Here is a 20,859-nt window from a genome sequence, read left to right on the forward strand (position 1 = left end):
GACCCAACCATGATCAAAACCAGTGTCAAAACGGACGATGTGCGGAAACACAAAACCGAATGCCTGATCGTGCTCTGCCCGGAGAAAAAACCCGCGGGCGTGGTGAAGGAGATCGACGGCCTGTTGAACGGGGCCATCTCCGCCGCACACAAGGCCAAACGTTTCGAAGGCAAGCCCAACCAGACCTGCTCGTTCAACGTGATGGGACTCCTGGGCGCACAGCAGTTGATCCTGGTGGGTCTCGGCAAAACGAAGGACATCAAGGAAGAGCAACTGCGCCAGGCGGCGGGCACCGGTGTGAAACTCGCCGAAAGATCGCGGTACAAAAAGGTCGCCCTCTACCTGCCGGAAGACGATGCCGGCAAGCCGGGCAAATCGAAAAAGGACAAGTACGGCGACCCCGTCGCCCACGCACTGGCGGAAGGCGCGCACCTCGCGCTCTACCACTTCGACGCCTACAAGCAGAAGGACGCGGACGATCCGCCCAGCCGCATCCAGGAAATCGTGTTTCTCATCGGGTCCAGGGCGAAGGTGCCTGCATTCCAGAAGGGCGTGCAGTCGGCGGAAAGGCTGGCGGAAGCGGTGATGACCACGCGTGACCTCATGACGCATCCCGGAAACACCGCCACTCCGACGTATTTGGCCAACCAGGCGAAAAAGCTGGCGCGCCAATACAAATTCACCTGCCGCGTGCTCGAAAAGAAGGACATGCAACAGAAGAAAATGGGGGCCCTGCTGGGGGTCGCCCGCGGCAGCCACGAGCCGCCCAAGTTCATCGTCATGGAATACAACGGCGGCAAAAAAAACCAGCCTCCGGTGGTGATCGTCGGCAAGGGCATCACCTTCGACACCGGTGGCATTTCGCTGAAGCCGCCGGCAAGCATGGACGAGATGAAGTTCGACATGTCCGGCGGCGCGGTGGCCATCGGCACCCTGGCGGCCGTGGCCAGCCTGAAACTGCCGGTCAACGTGGTCGGCCTGGTTCCGGCGACGGAGAACATGCCCGGCGGTTCGGCCATCAAGCCCGGCGATATCCTCACCGCTTCCAACGGCAAGACCATCGAGGTGCTGAACACCGACGCGGAAGGACGGCTGATCCTCTCCGACGCGCTGGTGTACGCGCAGAAATACAAACCGCGTGCGGTGATCGATCTCGCCACGCTGACGGGCGCGGTGATCGTGGCCCTGGGGCACGTCGCCACCGCGGTGGTCGGCACCGACGACAAGCTGATCCAGAACCTCATGGACTGCGGCACGGAGACGGGCGAACGCCTGTGGCAGCTGCCGCTCTATGACGAATTCGAAAAAGCCATCAAAAGCGACATCGCCGACCTGAAAAACATCGCCGGTGCGGGCGTTGGCGCGGGCACCATCACCGCCGCCGCGTTCCTCAAACAGTTCGTCGGCGATTTTCCGTGGGCTCACCTCGACATCGCCGGCACCGCCTGGGGATCGGAAGAAAAACCCTACGTGCCGAAAGGCGGCTCCGGTGTGGGCGTCCGCCTGCTGGTCCACTACCTGAAAAACCTCTGAGACATGATCGACTCCATCATCATCTTCGTTCACCTCATGTCCGCCGCCGTGGGGGTGGGGGCCAGTGTGTACTGCCTGTACCTGATCCTGCCCCGTTTCGACAAGCAGGAAGCGGGCCGGCCCATGGACGAAAATTCCATCACCTACAAACTGCTCGACGTGCTGGTGCCGACGGTGTTCGTTTCGGTGTTGTTGCTCGTCGGGTCCGGCATTTATTACCTGATGGAGAACTACACCGAGCAGGTGAACCTGAAGGACGGGTACTACAACATCCTCGGCATCAAGCTGATCTTCGTGATCGCCGCGTTTTTCCTGAGTGTGTACACCACCTTCGCCCTGCGCCCGCGCATCTCCGACCTCGACCTCAAACCGGAGGAGGCGAAAAAGGAAGTGGGGCCGACTCTCGACACCATGCGCACGCTCAGCCAGGTGACGCTGATCACCATTGTGTTCGCCGTTTTTATGGGAATCTACCTGGCCCGGTTTTGACGTCATGAGCGAACGCTGGCAGGAAACCCTCTCGTTCCTTCGAAACGAAGGCGGAGCGCTGAAAAAATCGGCAATGAACCGCCACGACGCGCGTTTCTCCGACTGGCATGCGAAAGCGCAGGCTTTCGTTCAGGAATTCGCCCCGAAAAAACGGCCCGCGTTCGACGAAATCCGTTTCGCCTCCGACTTCCTTCTTTCCAAACCCGAAGACGAGCAGAAAGAAATCAACGACCGCATCGCGCTGGTGAGCGACATCGATCTGTGCTTCCAACTCCTGGAACAGGTGGGGGAGATCGCCGAAGAAAACGCGAAGAAGGAAAAAGCGAGAAAACAGGCAGCGCCTGCCTCCGCACCGCCGCCTGCTGTCGGACACGTGCCGCAGCGCAACGCAACTCCAGCACCCGCTTCCGCCGGCGATTTACACGCGGTGGTGGATCGCATGGATCTTTCGTCGCGCGACAAGGCGGAAATTCTGGATGAGATCGAGCGCGTCGAGCGTGCGCTGTCCAAGCCGCAACCGGACTGGGACCAGATCAAGCGTGTCATCCGGTTCCTGCTCGATTTTGACCGCACGCTGGCCATCGAGGCCATTCCGCTCATCCTCTCGCGAATGCCGAAAAGCTAGTTGTCAGTCCCCCGCATTTCCAGTACCATGACGAAGAATTACGTTTTTTGGAGCCGCGCATGACCGACACCGAATCGCAACCCGCCGAACAAACCTCCCCGTCCCAGCAGGCGGAGTTTCTCACGGAAGAAGCCCCGGCCGCACCGCATAAGACGGAAGAAGAGATCAACCTGAACGAACTGTTTCCGGACGCGGACCAGGACCTGAACGACCTGTTTCCTGAACCGGAACTGAAAACCCTGCTCAAAAAAGTCCACAAACAGAAACACGACATCGAGGTCATCAAGGACCGCTTTATGGAAGACCACGACGACTCGTCTGGAAGTGAAGACGCGGCATCGCCGGACGAAACCGCCGGGGACACTCCTCCCCCTGACGAATCCTGATTCCTTGCTTTAATTTAAGATGATTGCCGTTCCGGTTACGGGTGTGCCGGCGGCGGGTTGTGGTAGGGATTTTTCATGCTTTTGGGCACGCGGTGGTTGTGCGTGGATTCGCCGCCCCGCTGGAGGCGTTTCAACACGTTTTCCATGTGGTCGTACCCCATCCGGTAATTGAGCGCACCGTAGGTATCCCGCGCATGCATGAAGGACTCCATCGCTTCGGCGATGCGTTCCATCTTCCAGTACAACTGGCCCAGGTTCTCGTGCACGTTGCCGAACACGCGGTTGCCCTTCTCCTCCTTCAGCACCGCGAGCGATTTCAGGTACCAGCTTTCCGACTCCTCCAGGTCCTCCATTTTGCTGTACATGTCGCCGATGTCCTTGAGCGCCGTGGCCTGCCCCAGCACGTCGTTGTTCTGCGTGTGGTATTTCACAGCAGTGAGGTAGCTTTTCTCCGCCTCATTGGAGCGATTGGCCCACAGGTACAGGTCACCCAGCGACTCGTAGGTTCGCGCAACATGAACCCAGTCCTCCCGTTCCTCATAGATGGCGATGGCTTTCATGTAATTGTCGGCGGCGGCGTCGAACTCGCGGTAAAAATAATTGTCCGATGCCTTGTGCAGATACGCGGCGGCGGGGTCTTTGGGTTCCTTGTAAGGATTCAGCTCGCGCGTATCGGTTTTGACCTCGACGGGAAGGTCGCGGATGATGGTGAACGGCAGTCCGAGCAGAATCAGAAACCCGAATAAAAGCGCGATCCGTTTTTTGTTCAGAAACCGGGGCATGCGGACTCCTGGAGGGAATCGTCACGTCGCCTCAATTATACCTTAATGGGGAGAGCGGGGTCGAACGCATTCGGCCCGATTCTGCGGGAGGGTTGATTTCTCAAAGCTTAGACGTTGAAGCGGAAGTGCAGGATGTCGCCGTCCTTCACGATGTACTCCTTGCCCTCGAGGCGCATTTTGCCTGCCTCTTTCACCGCGTGCTCGGACTTGTATTGCACCAGGTCGTCGAAGTGGAACACCTCGGCGCGGATGAAGCCGCGTTCGATGTCGGAATGGATCTTGCCCGCCGCCTGCGGCGCTTTCGAGTTTTTGCGCACGGTCCACGCACGGTTTTCCTTTTCGCCGACGGTGAAGAACGTGCACAGGTCCAGAAGCTGGTAACCCTCGTTGATCATGTGATGCAGGCCGGTTTCTTTCAACCCCATCTCGTCCATGAACACACGCTGTTCTTCCGGGTCGTCGATCTCCATGATCTCCATCTCCAGCTTGCCCGCCAGCACCACCACCGGCGCGCCTTCCTTCTCCGCGATCTCTTTCGTCGCCTTCACGTGCGGGTTGTCGTCGGTGCCGGTGGGGTCGTCGATGTTGCATACGTAGAGCACCGGCTTGGTGGTGAGCAGGTTGAGCGATTTGACGAAACGTTCCTCCTGCACCGTGGACAGCGGCAGGAATCGTGCGGGCTTCTCCTCTTCCAGCGTGCCCATCAGTTTCTGGATCAGCTCCAGCTGCCACTTGGCGTCCTTGTCGCCGCTCTTGGCGGTCTTCTCCAGTTTCACCGTGCGTTTTTCCAGCGTTTCCATGTCGGCGACGATCAACTCCATGTTGATGACGTCGATGTCATACGCCGGGTCCACCTTAGGATGCACGTGCATGACATTGGGGTCGTCGAAGCAGCGGACGATGTGGGCGATGGCGTCCACCTCGCGGATGTTGCCCAGGAACTTGTTGCCGAGTCCTTCACCGCGCGACGAGCCCTTCACCAGTCCGGCGATGTCCACGAACTGGAGCGTCGTCGGCGTTTTCTTTTTCGCTTCCACCAGCTGGTTGATGGTTTCGAGACGCGGATCGGGCACCTCCACCACACCGACGTTGGCCTCCACCGTGGTGAAGGCGTAACTGCCGGACTCCGCCTGGGTTTTGGTGAGGGCGTTGAAGATGACCGATTTGCCGACGTTGGGCAGGCCGACCAGGCCGCAGGTGAATCCCATAATGCGAGTGTCTCCGTTTCTATTTTCTGAACGAGTTGTGGAGGTGGTTGAACGACTTCAAAAACATGAGGCTCATCAGCACAAACAAAGCGTAGGCACTGATCCAGCGGAAAAATTCGGATGCATCCACGAAACTGAGCAGGGTGAGAAAGTACACCGCGCCGACGTTGCCGTAAGCTCCGGCCATGCCCGCCATCTTGCCGGTGAGGTCCTTGCGGATGAGCGGCACCATGGCGAAGCACGCGCCGTTGCCGGCCTGCGCCAGCATGGAGCACACCACGCAGAGCGCGATGGCCGCTGTAAGCGGCCATGCCGGAGTGATTTCGCCCATAAACCAATAACAGATCATGCAACCCAATACCAGAACAAACAAAACGCGGCGCCGGCCGATCCTGTCCGCCAGCCAGCCGCCGCTGGGCCGCGTGACCAGGTTGAAAAATGCGAAGGAGGATCCCAGGATGCCCGCTGCCGTGGCCGACAGGGCGAACGTGGTCTCCAGGTATTCGGGAAACATGGAGATCACCGCCAGCTCCGAGCCGAAGGTGAGCGCATAGACAAAACTCAAAACCACGATCTGCTGAAACGGGTAATGCCGGTCTGCGTGCAGGCCGTTTTGAAGGCGCGGCAGGTTGACCTGCAGGCAGCGGTATATTTCGAACAGGCAGAACACCCCGACCGCCGCCAGCAGCCCCCACATCTCCCAGCCGGAAAGCAACGGCGTGGACGGATGCGACAGCTTCCAGACGAACACGGCAAGCGCTCCGTACAACGGCAGGAACAACAGGACCTGCAGGACGAGGTCGCGGTAGGAAGTGACTTCGATGGTTTTTTCGAGCGTGACGGGAAACTGGGTGGCACGTTCGGGAATTTCTCGCGCCCGATGGTGATACACCCACGCCCAGACGAGGCACAGCACGCCGGAAAACGCCGTGGCCACCCGCCATCCGGTGGCGGGATCGAACGCCGCCGCGATCGGCGGCAGGGTGAACGCCGCGGCGGCTGCGCCGAAATTGCCCCAGCCCGCGTAGATGCCCTGCGCCGTGCCCATCTTCTCCGGCGGAAACCATTCCGCGATCATCTTGATGCCAACCACGAATCCCGCGCCGGCAATGCCCATCAGCAGGCGCGCTGCGAGGAATTCATGAAAACGGGTGCATTGCGCGAAATATAGGCTCACCGCACCGGAGAACACCAGCAGGCAGACAAACACGATCTTCGGGCCATGCTGGTCCACCAGCGCGCCGATGACAATGCGCGCGGGAATGGTCAGCGCCACGTTGCACACCATGAGGATGCGGATCTGGTCCGCACTCAGCCCCGCATGGTGTTCCAGCGTGGTGTTGAAGGGCGCCATGTTGAACCATGTCAGAAACGTCAGGAAGAAGGCGATCCACGTCAAGTGCAGGACGCCCTGCTGGTTCCTGTCGAATCCGAACATGTAAGGCTAAGGGGTCTTTCTTTCGGGATGCTTATTTTGTTTCGGACTCATTCGACATGACCTGGTACTTGCGCACCACGTCGTTGTCGTCGAATTCGACGATGAGGCTTTTGCTCGTGTCGTCACCAATGGCCCGGTATACGCTTTTCTCGTAAACCCAGACGGGATGCCCGTTTTGCACGCCGGTGCGGAACGGCTCCCCGAACATGGCCTGGATATCCTGCTTGGTGGTGCTGCCCTGAGTGATGTGTTGCGTCTGCGACAGGTCAAAATCCGTACCCACGGATCCACAACCCGCAAGCAACAACCCCCCGGCCAGCAACATCGAAAACAATACATTCTTTTTCATGGCTTAACCTCCTTCCGGAAATCCAGTTTGCATTTCCTGCCTATTCCGCCTGATGGTTCCAGCAGACCGCCGAAACCGATTCGGGGTCCAAACAGGCCAACTTTCCTGACGGAATGATCCGATTCTATCACGCAGCGGGAGGCAACCCAAACGCAAGTTGGGAAGGGGAATGAAATCAGGGCATTCAGGTGATGATGTTGTATTTTTCCTGGTGCAGTTTCTGATTGACCTTGATATTGACTTCGATCCCGTAAAACTTTTCCAGCTCGTCGATGTAGGAGGTCTCCTCCTCAAAAAGCAAGTCGTACACCGCCGGCGGGACTTCGATGGTGATGTTCTTCGGGGTGAGGTGATTTCCCACCATGCGCTGCAGGGCGCGGATGATCTCGTAGCACACCGTGGCGGGGGATTTGATGTGGCCCTTGCCTTCGCAGTAGGGACACGGGTCGCACAAGGTCTGGCTGAGGCTGCCGCGAACGCGTTTGCGCGTCATCTCGACCAGGCCGAGTTCGGAAATTTTAAGGATGTTGGTGCGCGAGCGGTCAAAGCGCAATTCCTGCTGGAGCGCGCTCCACACGATCTCTTTGCTTTCTTCCCGCGACATGTCTATGAAATCGACGATGATGATGCCGCCGATGTTGCGCAGCCGCAACTGATACACGATCTCCTTGACCGCCTCCAGATTCGTCTTGAGGATGGTCTCTTCCGGATCGGAGTGGCCGACGAATTTTCCCGTATTGACGTCGATCGCCACCAGCGCCTCGGTCTGGTCGATGGTGATGAAGCCACCGGACTTGAGCCAGATCTTGCGTCCCAGCGCACGGTTGATCTCGATCTCGATGCCGAAGTAGTCGAATATGGGAACCGATTCCTTGTACAGCTCGATCTTGTCCACCAGCTCCGGCAGGTAATTCGAACAGAACTCGATGCACTTCTCGTAATCGGATTTGGAATCGATGACCAGTCTCTGCACGTCCTCGTTGAAGAGGTCGCGGATGGAGCGGAAGATGAGGTTGAGGTCTTCGTACAACAGGCTGGGCGCCGGCTCCGTTTCCACACGGACTTTCAGGTTGTCACCCAGCTTGTGCAAAAACTGGATATCGGTTTCGAAATCCACCTTTTGACGGCCCTGGCCGGCGGTACGGATGATGTAGCCTTCGCCCGGGCGGCCGATTTCACCGATAATGGCTTTCAGCCTTTCTTTTTCATCCTCATTTTCGATGCGCCGGGACACACACACCTGGTCCACCGTCGGCATGTAAACTATATGCCGGCCGGCCAGGGTGATGTATGAGGTGATGCGCGGGCCCTTGGTGCCAAGCGGGTTTTTTGCCACCTGCACCATGATCTCCTGCCCTTCGCAAAGCAGGTCCTGTATGGGAATGTGGTCCATCGAGCGGGTGGGGGACACGGTTTCTCCTTCCTCGTGCCCATCCTTGTCCTCGTTGATGTCCACCTGGTTGGGGTTTTCACCGTCGTCGAGAAGGTCACCCGCATCGATGTCGCCCACATAAAGAAATCCCGCCTTCTCCAGGCCGATGTCCACGAAGGCCACCTGCATGCCGGGCAGGATCTTGGTGACCACCCCTTTATAAACGTTGCCGACGATGCCCCGCTTCGCCTTGTGCTCGACAAAAATTTCCACAAGCTGGTGGTTTTCCACCAGGGCCACGCGGATTTCCCGCTGATTGGAATTGATGATGATTTCGGATGCCATAATTTTAGTGGAAGCCCGGAAGTGTCTTCCGGCCTTCAGACCGATTTTCGTCGTGTGAGGGAGAGCGGAAAAAGTATATCACGCTCGCAAACGGTTAATTGCGATTTTTTGGTTTAAAAACCAATGGGTTGAAATCAAAGGACATTTCGCCGCATTTCAATATTCAATAGCAATCCCAGCGCAAAAAACGTGGTGATGAGCGACGAACCTCCATAACTCATGAGCGGCAAAGGCAGCCCCGTGACGGGAAACAGGCCCACCGTCATCCCGATGTTGAATATGATATAAAACGAAATCGCCGCGACAATGCCCAATCCAAGAAACACGCCAAACCGGTCCGCCGCTCGATATGCAATGTTGAGCCCTTTCAACACCAGTATCAGGAACAGCGTGAGCAGGACCATCACTCCAAGAAACCCCATTTCCTCCGCATAAACGGAAAAGATGAAGTCCGTGTGCTTTTCAGGCAAAAAGTTGAGACGGCTCTGAGTTCCCGCGTACAACCCCTTGCCCCAGAACCCCCCGGAACCCACCGCGATCTTCGACTGGATGGTATGGTAACCCGCACCCAGAGGATCGAGTTCCGGATTGAACAGGGTCATCACCCTCTGCTTCTGGTAGTCCTTCATCAAAAACCAGGTGAGCGGCGCGAGGATCAATACCGAAGCCCCCAGCCGCCAAAGGGTTCGAAACTGCATTTCGGCGGCCACCACAAAAACAAAGAAAATAAAGAAGATGATGAGGGCGGTCCCGAGATCCGGCTGCAGGGCGATCAACCCCCCGAGAACCGCCGTCAACAAAAACGGCACCACGAGGTCTTTCAACTCGTATTTTTGCCCCTGGGGTTTGGCTTCCTCAAAATATTTGGCGAGTATGATGATGAGGGCGTATTTCGCAAACTCCGAGACCTGTAAGGTGAGGGGACCCAAATGGATCCACCGCTGGGCGCCGGAAGAGACTTTACCGAAAAACAAAACGTATAAAAGGGCCAGCACCATGCCTGCGTAAATCAACCAGGCGTAACGGCTCCATACCCGGTAGTCCACAGCCACGGCTATGAACATGGCCACCAGGCCGATCAGAATCCAGTAAATCTGCTTGAGATACAGGCCCCGGAAGAAGGTTTCCACCCGGGTGTGATTGGCGCTGTGGATGGTAATCACCCCGATCCCGGCAATGACCAGGATCAACAGGAAATACCAGAGATTGAAATGGGAAAGCAGCCTTCGGTCCATCATACTTAATCCAGAAAAAATCCTAGCAAATTGGAGGCAGGGAGGACACGACCTTAAAAAGCAGATTTACGAAACACCCCTAAAATGTAGCGTTTTTACGACCCTTTGTAGGATTTAATATTGTGGATAAATCTGCGGGTCTTTATACTGACTTCCTCTTGAAAAACATCGCGGCCCCTTTTCTTCTCCAAGCAAGTAACCCCTTATAAATCAATTATAATTGTTTTTGCTTAGAATGTAATCGATATTCCCTTGTCCCTTTGTTTTTTTAAGTTTGTAGTGATACTCCCAAAGTTATCCACAGTTTATACACAAATTTTGTGGATACTGCACTTCCGTTCTCAAAAACCACATAAGAAATTAAAATTCAGCGGACTAAAATGAGACCAGCAGATTTCTCTTTAGGGACTGGGAAAATTTCACCCGGCATACCGGAAAACCCCTAAAAATAGAGCTCTCCGGACCCACCGCATTTTGCACGCCTTAAATCCTGCTTAAATAAAGGCCTGAATGAGCGTCAAATTTTTGATTGCCCTCTCACGCCCATTTTAAAGCACCTCGGGAAGGCATGGAATGCAACCTGGATTATTTCTTTTGGCATACGCCCGGCAACCGCAAAATCCGCATGACAAATTTTTGGACAGGCTTCCCGAGTTCATTTTTGGGGCCTTACAGCAGGCTTGTAGAATATGGGAGAATAATTGTGAATAACTTAAAAAAATAAGCCCAAAAAAAGGGCATATTTAAACCATTGGGAAAACCATTGTATTTAGCAGGGTTTAATCATTGGAGTTGGATTGGCGCAATTAAAAAAAAATTACTTTTTTTGAGTAATAATAGATGACCCCCGTGTTCTACTCACAGGTTTTCCACAACGTGGCTGAATTCCGTAATAAAAATTGCGAGACCCCCCGTTTTCCACCCCAAGTATAGAAAAACCGAAAACTTTCAGGTTTCGACCAACTTAGAATATCCTATATATACCGAATTCAGGAGTCCACCCACTTCGCCAGGTCTTCCGGGAAGGGTACGGTCCAGTCACAACCCTCCCCGGACTGCGGATGGGTCACTTGCAGCCTGTGGGCATGAAGGGCCTGCCGGTCCAGACGCGGGACCGAAGCTCCGCGCAGGTGACCGTACAAACGGTCTCCAAGTATAGGATGGCCGATAGAGGCGAGGTGTACCCGGATTTGGTGAGTTCGGCCTGTCCTGGGTTCAGCACGCACCAGCGCGTACTCCCGGAATTGTTTTTCCACGGCGTAGTACGTTTGCGCGTCACGGCCCCCATCATTCAATGCCATTTTCTTGCGATGCACCCGGTGCCGTCCAATGGGCGCCTCGATCCAACCCGATGCCGGCTCGACCTTTCCCTTCACCAGCGCGAGGTACACCTTTTTCACCTGCCTTTCCTGGAACTGCTTTAGCAGATTCTCCAGCGCGGTCGCAGTTTTAGCCACCAGCACGAGCCCCGAGGTGTCCTTGTCCAGCCGGTGCACGATGCCCGGACGCTCCACCCCGCCAATGCCGGAAAGGTCCTTGCAATGATGCAACAACGCATGGACCAGCGTGCCGGTGGAATGACCGGGAGCGGGATGGACCACCATACCCGCCGGCTTGTTCACCACGATCAGGCTCGCGTCCTCGTACACGATGTCCAGCGGAATGGCTTCCGGGCGCACGTCCAGCGGTTCCGGGTCGGGAACCGTCAATTCCACGCAGTCGCCCGTTTTGACTTTATAATTGGACTTGGCAATGGAGCCGTTGACCCTTACCCTGTGAGAGTCGATCAGTTTTTTTATGTAGGATCGGCTGATGTCGGCCTGCACTTCCGTCAAAAACACATCCAGTCGTTTCGAAGCGCAGGGGGAGTCGATGTCGTATTCAAAGTGTTCCACGGCAGATTCCTGTCATAGCGGTTCACCGCGCCATTTCGGCCCTTGTGAGAGGGACATAGGGTGAACGGGCCTTGTCATTGTACACGGAACAGGAGGCAGAAGATGCGGTTCTCCATTATCGCGACCCTGGCGGCGGCCTTTCTGTGCGCCGGCCTGTTTGCAATCCAACCTGGCATTGCCGCCGATGCCAACCGGGTGTTTGTCACCCAGGTCGAGGACACGCGCACGACCGGAGACCATTTCGGCCGCTGTGAGGTGGAGCTCACGGTCATGGGACCGGCCGTTTCGGATTCCGCCGGCATTTACGACGTGAAGGTGGGCTACGCCGTGGACGACACGGGCCGCATCCTGATCTCAGACCAAAACACCCGGGGCGGTTTTTTCAAGCACAACAAGGAACGGGAGTCGAAACTCACTCACGACGTTCAGTTGAAAAACCCGAACCGCTCCGCCCAGTTTATACAGATCCTTCGCGGCCATGTGCTTCTTTTCCGCCCCTCGGCCTCCAATGGAGGGCAGGTAGAGGTCCGGGGATTCATGCAGAAACCGGGTGAGTGGATTCAGGATCCTGCCCTCGACGCCTCCGACATCCGCATCATGTACATCACCAAAGAAACACTGGAAAAACGTAAAGCCGAGCAGAAAAAGAAAATGATGGAAAGCGACGAAATGGAGAAGTTCGGCCAGCAGTTGGGCGACGCCATGCTCAAGATGATCGAGGGCCTGTTCGGCGGCATGATGAAGGATTACAAAAACAGCCTGAACTTTATCGTGGAGGATCCGCTGGAGCGGGTGGTCGACATGAAGTTTCTGGATGCCGCGGGCAAGGAGATGGACACCGCCTCGCGCAGTCACTTCGGTGAAGTGCGCGCTTACAGCTTCAAGGAACAACCGTCGCCGGCCACGCGCATGGTGCTGTACCTGGCCTCGCCGGATTCCATCCAGCGGGTGCCGTTCGATCTCAAAAACATCGCCCTGCCCTGACCCGCCGACTCTTTCCGGCTATTTCTCCAGAAGGCGCGGCATCAGTTCCACCAGGTTGCACGGCGGGTTGTTGCTGTTGAGCTGGTGCACGAGGATGCCGTCCCACGCGTCTTTGCAGGCCCCTGTCGAGCCCGGAAGCGCGAACAGGAACGTGCCGTTGGCAACCCCTCCGGTGGCACGTGACTGGATGGTCGAGGTCTTGATGTTCTGGTAGCTCAGCCAGCGGAACAATTCGCCGAAACCGGGAATCGATTTGTCGTAGAGCGCCTCGAACGCTTCCGGCGTCACATCGCGACCGGTCACGCCGGTGCCGCCGGTGGAGATCACCACGTCCACGTCCGGCGACGCAATCCATTCCTTCAGCTGTTTCTGGATGAGGTCGATCTCGTCCTTCACGATTTTCCGGTCCACCACCTTGTGGCCCGCTTTCTCGGCGCGCTCGGCCAGCGTGTTGCCGGACTTGTCGTCGGCTTCGGTGCGCGTGTCGGAAACGGTCATGATGGCGATGTTCACTACTTTACCCGCGGGTGCATCCATTTAAGTATCTCCTTGGTTCGATGTTGAAGGAATAGTACCAACCCGGTGCGTGCGCTTTCAATTCCTTTGTGCGGTATGGTATAACGAACCTTTCTCAACAGGGGAGAACGCATGCCCACCGCCATTGTAACCGGAGCCGCCGTGCGCATCGGCAAAGCCCTGGCCTGCCGCCTCGCGGACCGGGGTTACGACCTCGCCGTGCACCACCACCATTCCCAGCCGGAAGACGTGCTCGCCTACGCGAAGTCGAAAGGAGTGAAGGCGAAAGCGTATTCGGTGGACCTCACCGACCTTACCGCCGCGGAAAAACTCATCCCCGATGTGCTGAACGATTTTCCCGACGTCGAGGTGCTGATCAACTCCGCCGCCAACTTCATCCAGCAGAACATCGAGGCCACCACCAACGAAACGCTTCACGACACCCTGCACCTGAACCTGATGACGCCGTATCTTCTGATGCGCGAATACAAGCGGCGCGTGAACCGGGGCCTCATCGTCAACATCCTCGACGAACGCATCAACAAGAACATCCCCACCTTCGCCGCCTATTCCGTGGCCAAGGTGGCCCTCGCCCACGCCACGCACCTCGCCGCGGTGGAATGGGGCGACACGGTGCGGGTGAACGGCATCGCTCCCGGGCTCATCCTGCCGCCGCCCGGCCACGGCGACGAGTACCTCACCCGCAACGCGCCCTACGTGCCGACCAAAACCCACGGCAAGGTGGAGGACATCATGCACGGCCTCGATTACCTGCTCACCAGCCGGTTCGTCAACGGCGAGGTGCTCTTCATCGACGGCGGCGAATCGAAAGCGCGGCGCAGTCCGCAGTAACCCCCCTTCCCCTTTTTTGCGAAAGGACCGGAACCATGGAAGAACAACTGCTGGAACGTCTGGAAGCGGCGGCGCTGGCGCTCAAAATCCAGAAACCGTTCGACGGACGCACCACCCTCCCCACCAACAAGCAGGGAAAGAAATGGAAACGCCGCGATCCGGAAGCCCTGCAGGGCATGGTGTGGCACCAGGAACTGGGCTGGGGATCGATCGAAGCGGTGGCGCGTTACCATACCGGACCCGACAGCCACCTGCACGCGGGCGGGGTGGAGTCCATCGCCTACACCTTCGCCATCCGCAAGAACGGACAGGTGGTGCTGTGCAACGATCTCGACCGCGCACCCTGGTCGCAGGGTTACGCCGGAAGGAAAGGCGACGAGAACGCGGAGTTTCTGTCGGTGATGTTCGAAGGCTTCTTTCAGGGAACGGGGGTGGACGATCCCAGCGCCGGGCACCCCAACGACCGGCAACTGCTCTCCGGCCTCATTCTATGGAAAATCTGCCAGGACCTGTGGAAATGGAAGGCGGGCGACCTCTATGGCCATTTTCTGTTCGGCAAGCCTGCCTGCCCCGGCGACACCTTGCAGACCGTGGTCGAGGCGGTGCGCTTCAACGCGCCCAAAAAACGCAAACGGAAATTCACCACCGTGCGCCAGCGCCAGCAGGGACTCAAGGATTGCGGGTTTTATAAAGCGAAGGTGGACGGGCTTTGGGGGCCCGGTTCGCGCGCCGCGTTGATCGCGTTTCAAAAGGAATGCGGCCTCGCCGCCGACGGGCTGTGGGGACCCAATACCGAAGCCGCCCTGCTGGAAAAACTGGAGGAATAAACTGTGCTCACCTTTAATGGGAAATCGTTCCCCCCTCCCCTTTTCAAGGGGAGGGCTGGAAGGGGTTACTAAGGCCCCTGCCTCTTTCTTCACGGAACCGAATTGCCCCCGGGTGCAACACGGTTATATCCGCGACCGGGCGATGGGCACGTCGGCGTCTTTCCACGCCTTGTCGAACCTTTTCTGCACCTGTTTGGCATCGGCAATGCGTCCCTGCCCTTCCAGGCTCTGCTGAAGCCCCTTCAACGACCAGCCGTTTTCGCGGTGCCGGTCGAGATCCTCGCGGTACACCCACTCGGCTTCTTCGAACCGCCCGGCTTCCAGCAGAACCCAGCCCAGCGACTGCCGCGCCGGGTAATACCACGACGGCGGTTCTTCATACGTGAGTGCGTCTTCCAACTCCACCGCTTCCTCCAGATGCTGGACAGCCGCAGACATGTCGCCGTGCTTGTAAGCCAGTTCTCCGGCCAGAACTTTGGCCGCTATTTGCAACAGGTGGGCCGTGGTGTTTACGTCCCAGATGGTCACATCCAGCAGGAACGGGTGTTTGGCCTGCCGCTCCAGCATGCGCAGTTCCTGCTCGGCCTCGACAAGACGCCCCAGCGCCGCCAGCGCCCGCCCGCGCGCGTAGTGCCACACGCCTTTCGGATACTTGAGTGCGGCATCCGGCGACGGCTGGGTCAGGATTTCATCCCACTGCCCGAAGCGCACCATGAGATACAGCGGCATGATCCAGAAATGCTGGAGGGTGCCGTATCCCGGCTCACGCATCTTTTCGGCATCCACACTCTGCGCCAGCTCGAAAGCCTGCTTGACGGCGACACGGCTCTGCCCGGACTCCGCCAGCGCGATCACCAGGAAATGCCGGTTGTGCGGCATGTAGGCAAGCGGGTAGAGGCCTTCCGGATGCGCGTGCGCTTTATACGCCTCGTCGTGGCCGATGGCGGTGCGGTTGACCTCCGCCGCATCCGCGTAGCGGCCGATGCGCATGTAGATGTGCGCCGGCATGTGGAGCAGATGCCCCGCAGACGGCGCGAGGCGACGCAGTCGGTCGGCGCTTTTTTCGGCGCGTTCGGGATTTGGCGACGCCTCCACCGCGTGGATGTGCAAATGGTTCGCCAGGAGGTGATCGGGGTTGAGGCGCAGGGCGTCATCGAGCGCGGCCAGGATCTCCGGTGTGTACGGCTGCGGAGAGCCGTCCTCCTGCCAGTACTGCCACGGATGCAAATCCATCAACGCCTCGGCCAGGAGAGCCTGCACCAGGGCGTCGTCGGGGTACTTCCGCGCCACGCCGCGCATGGCCTGCGCGTAGGCTGTGTCTAGATGCGCTCGGTCGGGAATGGGGTCGGGACCGTAGCGGTGCACCAGCGCTTCGATGAGCGCCCGGTTGCGCGGACGCGCCTTGTGGCGCAGCTGGTACGCCTTCCGCGCCAGGCTGAAGGCTTCATCGACGGACGACTGCTCCATCGGCGCGTTGATGTTGGGTCCGAGCACATACGCCGCGCCCCAGTAACAGGCGGCGCAGTTGGGATCCTTTTCCGCCGCCTGCTTGAACAGGTTGTTGGCCTCGGCGTGGTTGAAACCGAAGGTCAGCACCATGGCGCGGTCCACCAGCACCTGCACGCTCTCGACCCTGGTGTCGATTTCAAGATGATGCGCGTCCGACGGACGGATTTGTTTTTTCGTTGCCGCGGATTTCTTTTTGGGTGGAGGCGTGGTTTTTTTCTTCGGTTGGGTGACCGCCGTTTTTTTCTCAGGACCCGTCACCGCCTGCGAATCAGGCTCCACCGCGTCCGGTTTCGTCTCCGGTCCCGCGCAGGCCACGGTCATGAGTAACAGACCCAACGCCGCCGCTTGCCACTTGCTTCGCATCATCCCCCTCCTTCAGCATCCCGATGAATCAGGTTTTCCGAACTGAGAAGAATTGTAATGACAGCGGGCAAAAATTCCAATGCCTATTGTGGCGGATTATGGTTTGAACGGCGGTTGGGTCAGGCGCCGCGTTGCAGGAGGGGATCCTCCACCCCGGCTTCATCGAAGCCTTTTTTGCGCAGCAGGCAGCTGTCGCACCCGCCACAGGGCACGCCGCCGGGTCTGGGATCGTAACAACTGTGGGTGAGGCCGTAATCGACGCCCAGTTCCAGTCCCTTCTTGATGATCTGGGCCTTGGTCATCTCGATCAACGGCGTGTGGATGGTGAGCCGTTCCGTCCCCTCCACCCCGGCCTTGGTGGCCAGGTTGGCCATCGTCTCGAACGCTCGAATGTATTCCGGGCGGCAGTCCGGATAGCCGGAGTAATCGAGCGCGTTGACGCCGAGAAAGAGGTCGTGCGACCCGGTCACCTCCGCGTACGCCAGCGCGTAGGAGAGAAACACCGTGTTCCGGGCCGGGACGTAGGTGATTGGGATCTCCCCCGCCATCTCCGCCGCGCTTCGGCCGGTCGGCACCGCGATGTCGGCGGTCAGCGCCGAGCCGCCGAACTGGGCGAGGTCCACCGAAACCACGCGGTGGTCTTTTGCGCCAAACACCTCCGCCACCACCGCCGCCCGCTCGAGCTCGATCCGGTGCCTCTGCCCGTAGTCGAAGCTGAGGGTAAACGGTTGAAATCCTTCATTCCGCGCGATGGCCAGCACGGTCGTGGAGTCCAACCCCCCGCTCAGTAGTACAATTGCCCGTTTCATGGTATTTTTTTATCCCCTTTACCCGGTTTCGCTGGTAGTATATGGTAGCCCAATAAGGTAACCAATTCCCGTAAATTCTGGTATTTGAAGCGCATGTTCCAAAACCTGTCCGAGCGCCTGGAAGCCGTCTATAAAAAGCTCAAGGGTCGCGGCAAATTAAAAGAAAGCGATGTCGATGAGGCCCTCCGCGAAATCCGCGTGGCCCTCATTGAAGCCGATGTCAGCCTCCCCGTCATCAAGGATTTCCTCGCGCAGGTGCGGGAAAAATCCATCGGCCAGGAGATCCTGAACAGCCTGACACCCGGCCACCAGATGGTCAAGATCGTCAACGACGAGCTGGAACACCTGCTCGGCGATGAAGTCAGCCCCATCCGGTTTACCGACCAGCCGCCCACCATCGTCCTGATGGTCGGCCTGCAGGGTTCGGGTAAAACCACCACCGTCGGCAAACTGGCCAAACAGTGGAAAAAGAACGGCAAGAACGTCCTGCTCGTTCCGGCGGACGTGTACCGTCCGGCGGCCATCGAACAGTTGAACATTCTGGGGCGCGAACTCGGCATCGACGTGTACGACGCACAGGGCGAGAGCGATCCCGTCGCCATCTGCGAAAAGGCCGTACAGCAGGCGAAGAAGGAATTGCGTTACGCCGTGATCCTCGACACCGCCGGCCGCCAGCAGGTGGACGAGGCGCTGATGGACGAGGTCCGGCGCATCAAGGAAAAAATCGAGCCGCACGAGGTGCTGTTCGTTGCCGACTCGATGATGGGCCAGCAGGCGGCGGACATCGCGAAATCGTTTCAGGACGCAGTCGGCATCGACGGCGTCATCCTGACGAAGATGGACGGCGACGCCCGTGGCGGCGCGGCGCTCTCCATCAAGACCGTCACCGGCAAACCGATCAAGTTCATCGGTACCGGAGAGAAACTCGACGCGCTGGAGCCGTTCCACCCGGACCGCATCGTGTCGCGCATCCTCGGCATGGGCGACGTGATGTCGCTCATCGACAAGGCGGAACAGGCGTACGACCAGGAACAGCGCGAAGAGCTGGGCCGCAAGGTTAAAAAGAATTCATTCGATCTGGAAGATTTCCGCGATCAGCTTCAGCAGTTCCGCAAGATGGGGTCCATGCAGGAGTTGCTGGGCATGATCCCCGGCGCGGGCAAGATGCTGAAGGGCGTGCAGATCGACGACAAGGCATTCGTGCGCGTGGAAGCGATCATCAATTCCATGACGCCGCGCGAACGCGCGAACCACAACGTGATCAACGGCAGCCGCAAGCGGCGTATCGCCACCGGCAGCGGCACCACGGTCAACGAGGTCAACAAACTGCTCAAGCAGTTCGCGCAGATGAAAAAGATGATGAAGAAAGTATCATCGGGAAAAATGGGACGCTTCAATCCCGGCAGCTTTCTTGGCGGCCGGGGGATGAGCCCCTTTGGTTAAATCCGGTTCCCTCACGCGCCCCGCAAGCGGCGGCCGTGGAGGCACCCCGCAACAACCTTTTATCGAAACATTCAGGAGGAAATTTTGGCAGTAGTCATTCGCTTAACCCGACGAGGAGCAAAAAAGAAGCCGTTTTACCGGGTGGTCGCTACCGATTCCCGGTCGCCGCGTGACGGTAAGTTTCTGGAGATCATCGGAACTTACGATCCGCTGAAGACCGAGGACGCTGTGAAGATCGACGCCGAGAAAGCGCAGAGCTGGATTCAGAAAGGCGCCAAACCTTCGCGTACGGTGGCCACCCTGCTCAAGCAGGCTGGTGTCGGCCAGTAATACCGTTCAAGCTCCGGTTTCCGTTTTTTTGATCCCGTTTTTCGTCAATCGGTCCATATCTGTCTCTGAACGTAACATGAACCTGATTCAGCGTGACTTATCAACCGTTGGCTTCGTGGAGGGATCGGGCATGAAAGATCTAATTGAAATTATCGCGAAAGCGTTGGTGGACCATCCGGAAGAAGTCAATATTCGGGAAGTTGAAGGGGAGAAGACCACGGTGCTCGAGTTGAGAGTCGCCAAGGACGATCTCGGAAAGGTGATCGGCAAGCAGGGCAAAACCGCCCGCGCCATGCGCACCATCCTCAACGCCAACGCCACCAAACTCAAAAAGCGCGCCGTGCTGGAGATCATTGAGTGACGCATGGAATGGATTGCGGTCGGACGGGTCACCAAACCCCACGGGCTGAAAGGGGAACTCAAGCTCCACCCTTTCGTGTCCGACACCTCTCTCCTGAAAACCATCCGGCACGGCCGGATGGAGATGGACGGCGGTCCCCGCGAATGGGTCATTGAGTCGGTTCGCGGCGCAGGCATCCCCCTCATCATCAAATTTCAGCACTGCGACACCCCGGAGCAGGCGCGGGAGCTGGCCGGAAATACGCTGGAAGTGCCGGACACGGATTTTCCCGGCCTGGCCGAAGGCGAATACTACTGGTTCCAGATCCTCGATCTCCGCGTGTTCGACGAAGACGGCCGCTTCTACGGCATCGTTGACGAAATCATCGAAACCGGTAGCAACGACGTGTACGTCGTGAAAGACGGCGAAAAGGAACTCCTCCTGCCGATGATCGATTCCGTCGTCAAAAAAATCGATCTCGACGAACGCACCCTCATTTTTCACAAGGTCGAAGGACTCGTTGAAGACCATCCGGTTTGACATCATCACCATCTTTCCGGGGATGTTCGCCTCCCCGTTCAACGAAAGCATCCTCAAGCGCGCGCAGGAACAGGGGCTGGTGCGGATCGGCGTGCACGACCTGCGCGAACACACCCTCGACAAGCACAACCGCGTGGACGACTACCCCTTCGGCGGCGGCGCGGGCATGGTGATGGGCGTGGAGCCGATCGACCGCGCTGTGCAGTCCGTCAAGCAACAGTCGCCGAACGCCCACACCATTCTGCTCTCCCCTTCGGGCCGCCCGTTCGACCAGGCCAAGGCGTGGGAGCTGTCCAAAAAAGAATCCCTCATCCTCATTTGCGGCCGTTACGAAGGCGTGGACGAACGCGTGCGTGAATGCGTTGTCGATGAAGACCTGTCGGTCGGCGACTACGTCCTCTCCGGCGGCGAGATTCCGGCGATGGTGCTGGTGGAAGCGGTGTCGCGCCTGGTGCCCGGCGTCATCGGCGATGAAACCTGTCTCGATGAGGAATCGTTCAGCCAGGGTCTGCTCGAATACCCGCAGTACACGCGGCCGCGCGACTACAAAGGGTGGACCGTGCCGGACGTGCTGACCTCCGGAGACCACAAGAAAATCCGCGACTGGCAGAAAGACGAGGCCCGCAAAAAAACCCGGCTGAACCGCCCCGATCTTCTGGACGACGCTCCGGAAGGCGAATCCGAATAAC

Annotated in this window: 22 protein-coding genes; 12 read left to right on the top strand and 10 right to left on the bottom strand. The window is 58.1% G+C overall.

Going from position 1 to position 20,859, the window contains the following annotated elements; genetic code table 11:
* Positions 1-9 precede the first annotated feature (9 nt).
* Genes ACTRXA_RS06935 through ACTRXA_RS06950 form a run of 4 tightly spaced genes read left to right on the top strand, consistent with a single transcriptional unit; the run spans position 10 to position 3,033 of the window.
* Positions 10-1,533: a leucyl aminopeptidase gene (locus tag ACTRXA_RS06935; protein WP_442426482.1), complete on the top strand. Its 1,524-nt coding sequence runs from the start codon at positions 10-12 to the stop codon at positions 1,531-1,533.
* Between the two features lie 3 nt (positions 1,534-1,536).
* Positions 1,537-2,022, top strand: a complete 486-nt coding sequence (locus tag ACTRXA_RS06940; RefSeq protein ID WP_442426483.1) for a hypothetical protein — start codon at positions 1,537-1,539, stop codon at positions 2,020-2,022.
* A gap of 4 nt (positions 2,023-2,026) precedes the next feature.
* On the top strand, positions 2,027-2,647 hold the full coding sequence (locus ACTRXA_RS06945; protein ID WP_442426484.1) for a hypothetical protein: 621 nt from the start codon (positions 2,027-2,029) through the stop codon (positions 2,645-2,647).
* 59 nt (positions 2,648-2,706) lie between these two features.
* A complete protein-coding gene (locus tag ACTRXA_RS06950; RefSeq protein WP_442426485.1) occupies positions 2,707-3,033 on the top strand; it encodes a hypothetical protein in 327 nt (108 codons plus the stop codon).
* A gap of 35 nt (positions 3,034-3,068) precedes the next feature.
* On the opposite strand, the gene ACTRXA_RS06955 is transcribed toward ACTRXA_RS06950, so the two are convergent.
* The 7 genes from ACTRXA_RS06955 to ACTRXA_RS06985 all read right to left on the bottom strand — a co-directional run bounded on the left by ACTRXA_RS06955 (position 3,069) and on the right by ACTRXA_RS06985 (position 11,657).
* Positions 3,069-3,815, bottom strand: coding sequence for a tetratricopeptide repeat protein (locus tag ACTRXA_RS06955; RefSeq protein ID WP_442426486.1), 747 nt, complete (start codon positions 3,813-3,815; stop codon positions 3,069-3,071).
* A gap of 107 nt (positions 3,816-3,922) precedes the next feature.
* Positions 3,923-5,023, bottom strand: a complete 1,101-nt coding sequence (gene ychF / locus ACTRXA_RS06960) for a redox-regulated ATPase YchF (protein WP_442426487.1) — start codon at positions 5,021-5,023, stop codon at positions 3,923-3,925.
* Positions 5,024-5,042: 19 nt separating this feature from the next.
* Positions 5,043-6,461: an MFS transporter gene (locus ACTRXA_RS06965; protein ID WP_442426488.1), complete on the bottom strand. Its 1,419-nt coding sequence runs from the start codon at positions 6,459-6,461 to the stop codon at positions 5,043-5,045.
* Between the two features lie 31 nt (positions 6,462-6,492).
* Positions 6,493-6,810 carry an outer membrane protein assembly factor BamE domain-containing protein gene (bamE, locus tag ACTRXA_RS06970; RefSeq protein ID WP_442426489.1) on the bottom strand — a complete coding sequence of 106 codons (318 nt, stop codon included), beginning with the start codon at positions 6,808-6,810 and terminating at the stop codon, positions 6,493-6,495.
* 184 nt (positions 6,811-6,994) lie between these two features.
* Positions 6,995-8,527: an Rne/Rng family ribonuclease gene (locus tag ACTRXA_RS06975; RefSeq protein WP_442426490.1), complete on the bottom strand. Its 1,533-nt coding sequence runs from the start codon at positions 8,525-8,527 to the stop codon at positions 6,995-6,997.
* A gap of 134 nt (positions 8,528-8,661) precedes the next feature.
* The gene (gene rodA / locus ACTRXA_RS06980) at positions 8,662-9,765 is read right to left on the bottom strand and encodes a rod shape-determining protein RodA (RefSeq protein ID WP_442426491.1); all 1,104 of its coding nucleotides are present in this window, start codon (positions 9,763-9,765) and stop codon (positions 8,662-8,664) included.
* A gap of 986 nt (positions 9,766-10,751) precedes the next feature.
* Complete coding sequence (locus ACTRXA_RS06985) at positions 10,752-11,657, bottom strand: RluA family pseudouridine synthase (RefSeq protein WP_442426492.1); 906 nt, start codon at positions 11,655-11,657, stop codon at positions 10,752-10,754.
* A gap of 102 nt (positions 11,658-11,759) precedes the next feature.
* Here ACTRXA_RS06985 and ACTRXA_RS06990 point away from each other — a divergent pair, with 102 nt between their 5' ends.
* Positions 11,760-12,641 (top strand): hypothetical protein, encoded by an 882-nt coding sequence (locus tag ACTRXA_RS06990; RefSeq protein WP_442426493.1) that lies wholly within the window; start codon positions 11,760-11,762, stop codon positions 12,639-12,641.
* A gap of 18 nt (positions 12,642-12,659) precedes the next feature.
* On the opposite strand, the gene moaB is transcribed toward ACTRXA_RS06990, so the two are convergent.
* Complete coding sequence (gene moaB, locus ACTRXA_RS06995) at positions 12,660-13,178, bottom strand: molybdenum cofactor biosynthesis protein B (RefSeq protein WP_442426494.1); 519 nt, start codon at positions 13,176-13,178, stop codon at positions 12,660-12,662.
* Between the two features lie 111 nt (positions 13,179-13,289).
* Here moaB and ACTRXA_RS07000 point away from each other — a divergent pair, with 111 nt between their 5' ends.
* A complete protein-coding gene (locus tag ACTRXA_RS07000) occupies positions 13,290-14,009 on the top strand; it encodes an SDR family oxidoreductase (RefSeq protein WP_442426495.1) in 720 nt (239 codons plus the stop codon).
* A gap of 35 nt (positions 14,010-14,044) precedes the next feature.
* Complete coding sequence (locus ACTRXA_RS07005) at positions 14,045-14,836, top strand: peptidoglycan recognition protein family protein (RefSeq protein WP_442426496.1); 792 nt, start codon at positions 14,045-14,047, stop codon at positions 14,834-14,836.
* A gap of 123 nt (positions 14,837-14,959) precedes the next feature.
* Here the strand turns inward: ACTRXA_RS07005 and ACTRXA_RS07010 are convergent, their stop codons facing one another.
* Together ACTRXA_RS07010 and queC are read right to left on the bottom strand one after the other, a co-directional pair.
* The gene (locus tag ACTRXA_RS07010; RefSeq protein ID WP_442426497.1) at positions 14,960-16,711 is read right to left on the bottom strand and encodes a hypothetical protein; all 1,752 of its coding nucleotides are present in this window, start codon (positions 16,709-16,711) and stop codon (positions 14,960-14,962) included.
* 116 nt (positions 16,712-16,827) lie between these two features.
* On the bottom strand, positions 16,828-17,517 hold the full coding sequence (gene queC / locus ACTRXA_RS07015) for a 7-cyano-7-deazaguanine synthase QueC (protein WP_442426498.1): 690 nt from the start codon (positions 17,515-17,517) through the stop codon (positions 16,828-16,830).
* 93 nt (positions 17,518-17,610) lie between these two features.
* Between queC and ffh the strand changes: the two genes are divergently transcribed.
* The 5 genes from ffh to trmD all read left to right on the top strand — a co-directional run bounded on the left by ffh (position 17,611) and on the right by trmD (position 20,858).
* Positions 17,611-18,960 (top strand): signal recognition particle protein, encoded by a 1,350-nt coding sequence (gene ffh, locus ACTRXA_RS07020; RefSeq protein WP_442426499.1) that lies wholly within the window; start codon positions 17,611-17,613, stop codon positions 18,958-18,960.
* An 84-nt stretch (positions 18,961-19,044) separates the two neighbouring features.
* On the top strand, positions 19,045-19,290 hold the full coding sequence (rpsP, locus tag ACTRXA_RS07025; protein ID WP_005008731.1) for a 30S ribosomal protein S16: 246 nt from the start codon (positions 19,045-19,047) through the stop codon (positions 19,288-19,290).
* A 130-nt stretch (positions 19,291-19,420) separates the two neighbouring features.
* Positions 19,421-19,651, top strand: a complete 231-nt coding sequence (locus ACTRXA_RS07030) for a KH domain-containing protein (RefSeq protein WP_042252102.1) — start codon at positions 19,421-19,423, stop codon at positions 19,649-19,651.
* A gap of 3 nt (positions 19,652-19,654) precedes the next feature.
* Positions 19,655-20,170: a ribosome maturation factor RimM gene (rimM, locus tag ACTRXA_RS07035; RefSeq protein WP_442426500.1), complete on the top strand. Its 516-nt coding sequence runs from the start codon at positions 19,655-19,657 to the stop codon at positions 20,168-20,170.
* 22 nt (positions 20,171-20,192) lie between these two features.
* The gene (trmD, locus tag ACTRXA_RS07040; protein ID WP_442426690.1) at positions 20,193-20,858 is read left to right on the top strand and encodes a tRNA (guanosine(37)-N1)-methyltransferase TrmD; all 666 of its coding nucleotides are present in this window, start codon (positions 20,193-20,195) and stop codon (positions 20,856-20,858) included.
* Position 20,859: the final 1 nt, after the last annotated feature.

This window comes from Nitrospina sp. P1_D6, from assembly GCF_052156615.1.
Lineage (GTDB): Bacteria > Nitrospinota > Nitrospinia > Nitrospinales > Nitrospinaceae > Nitrospina.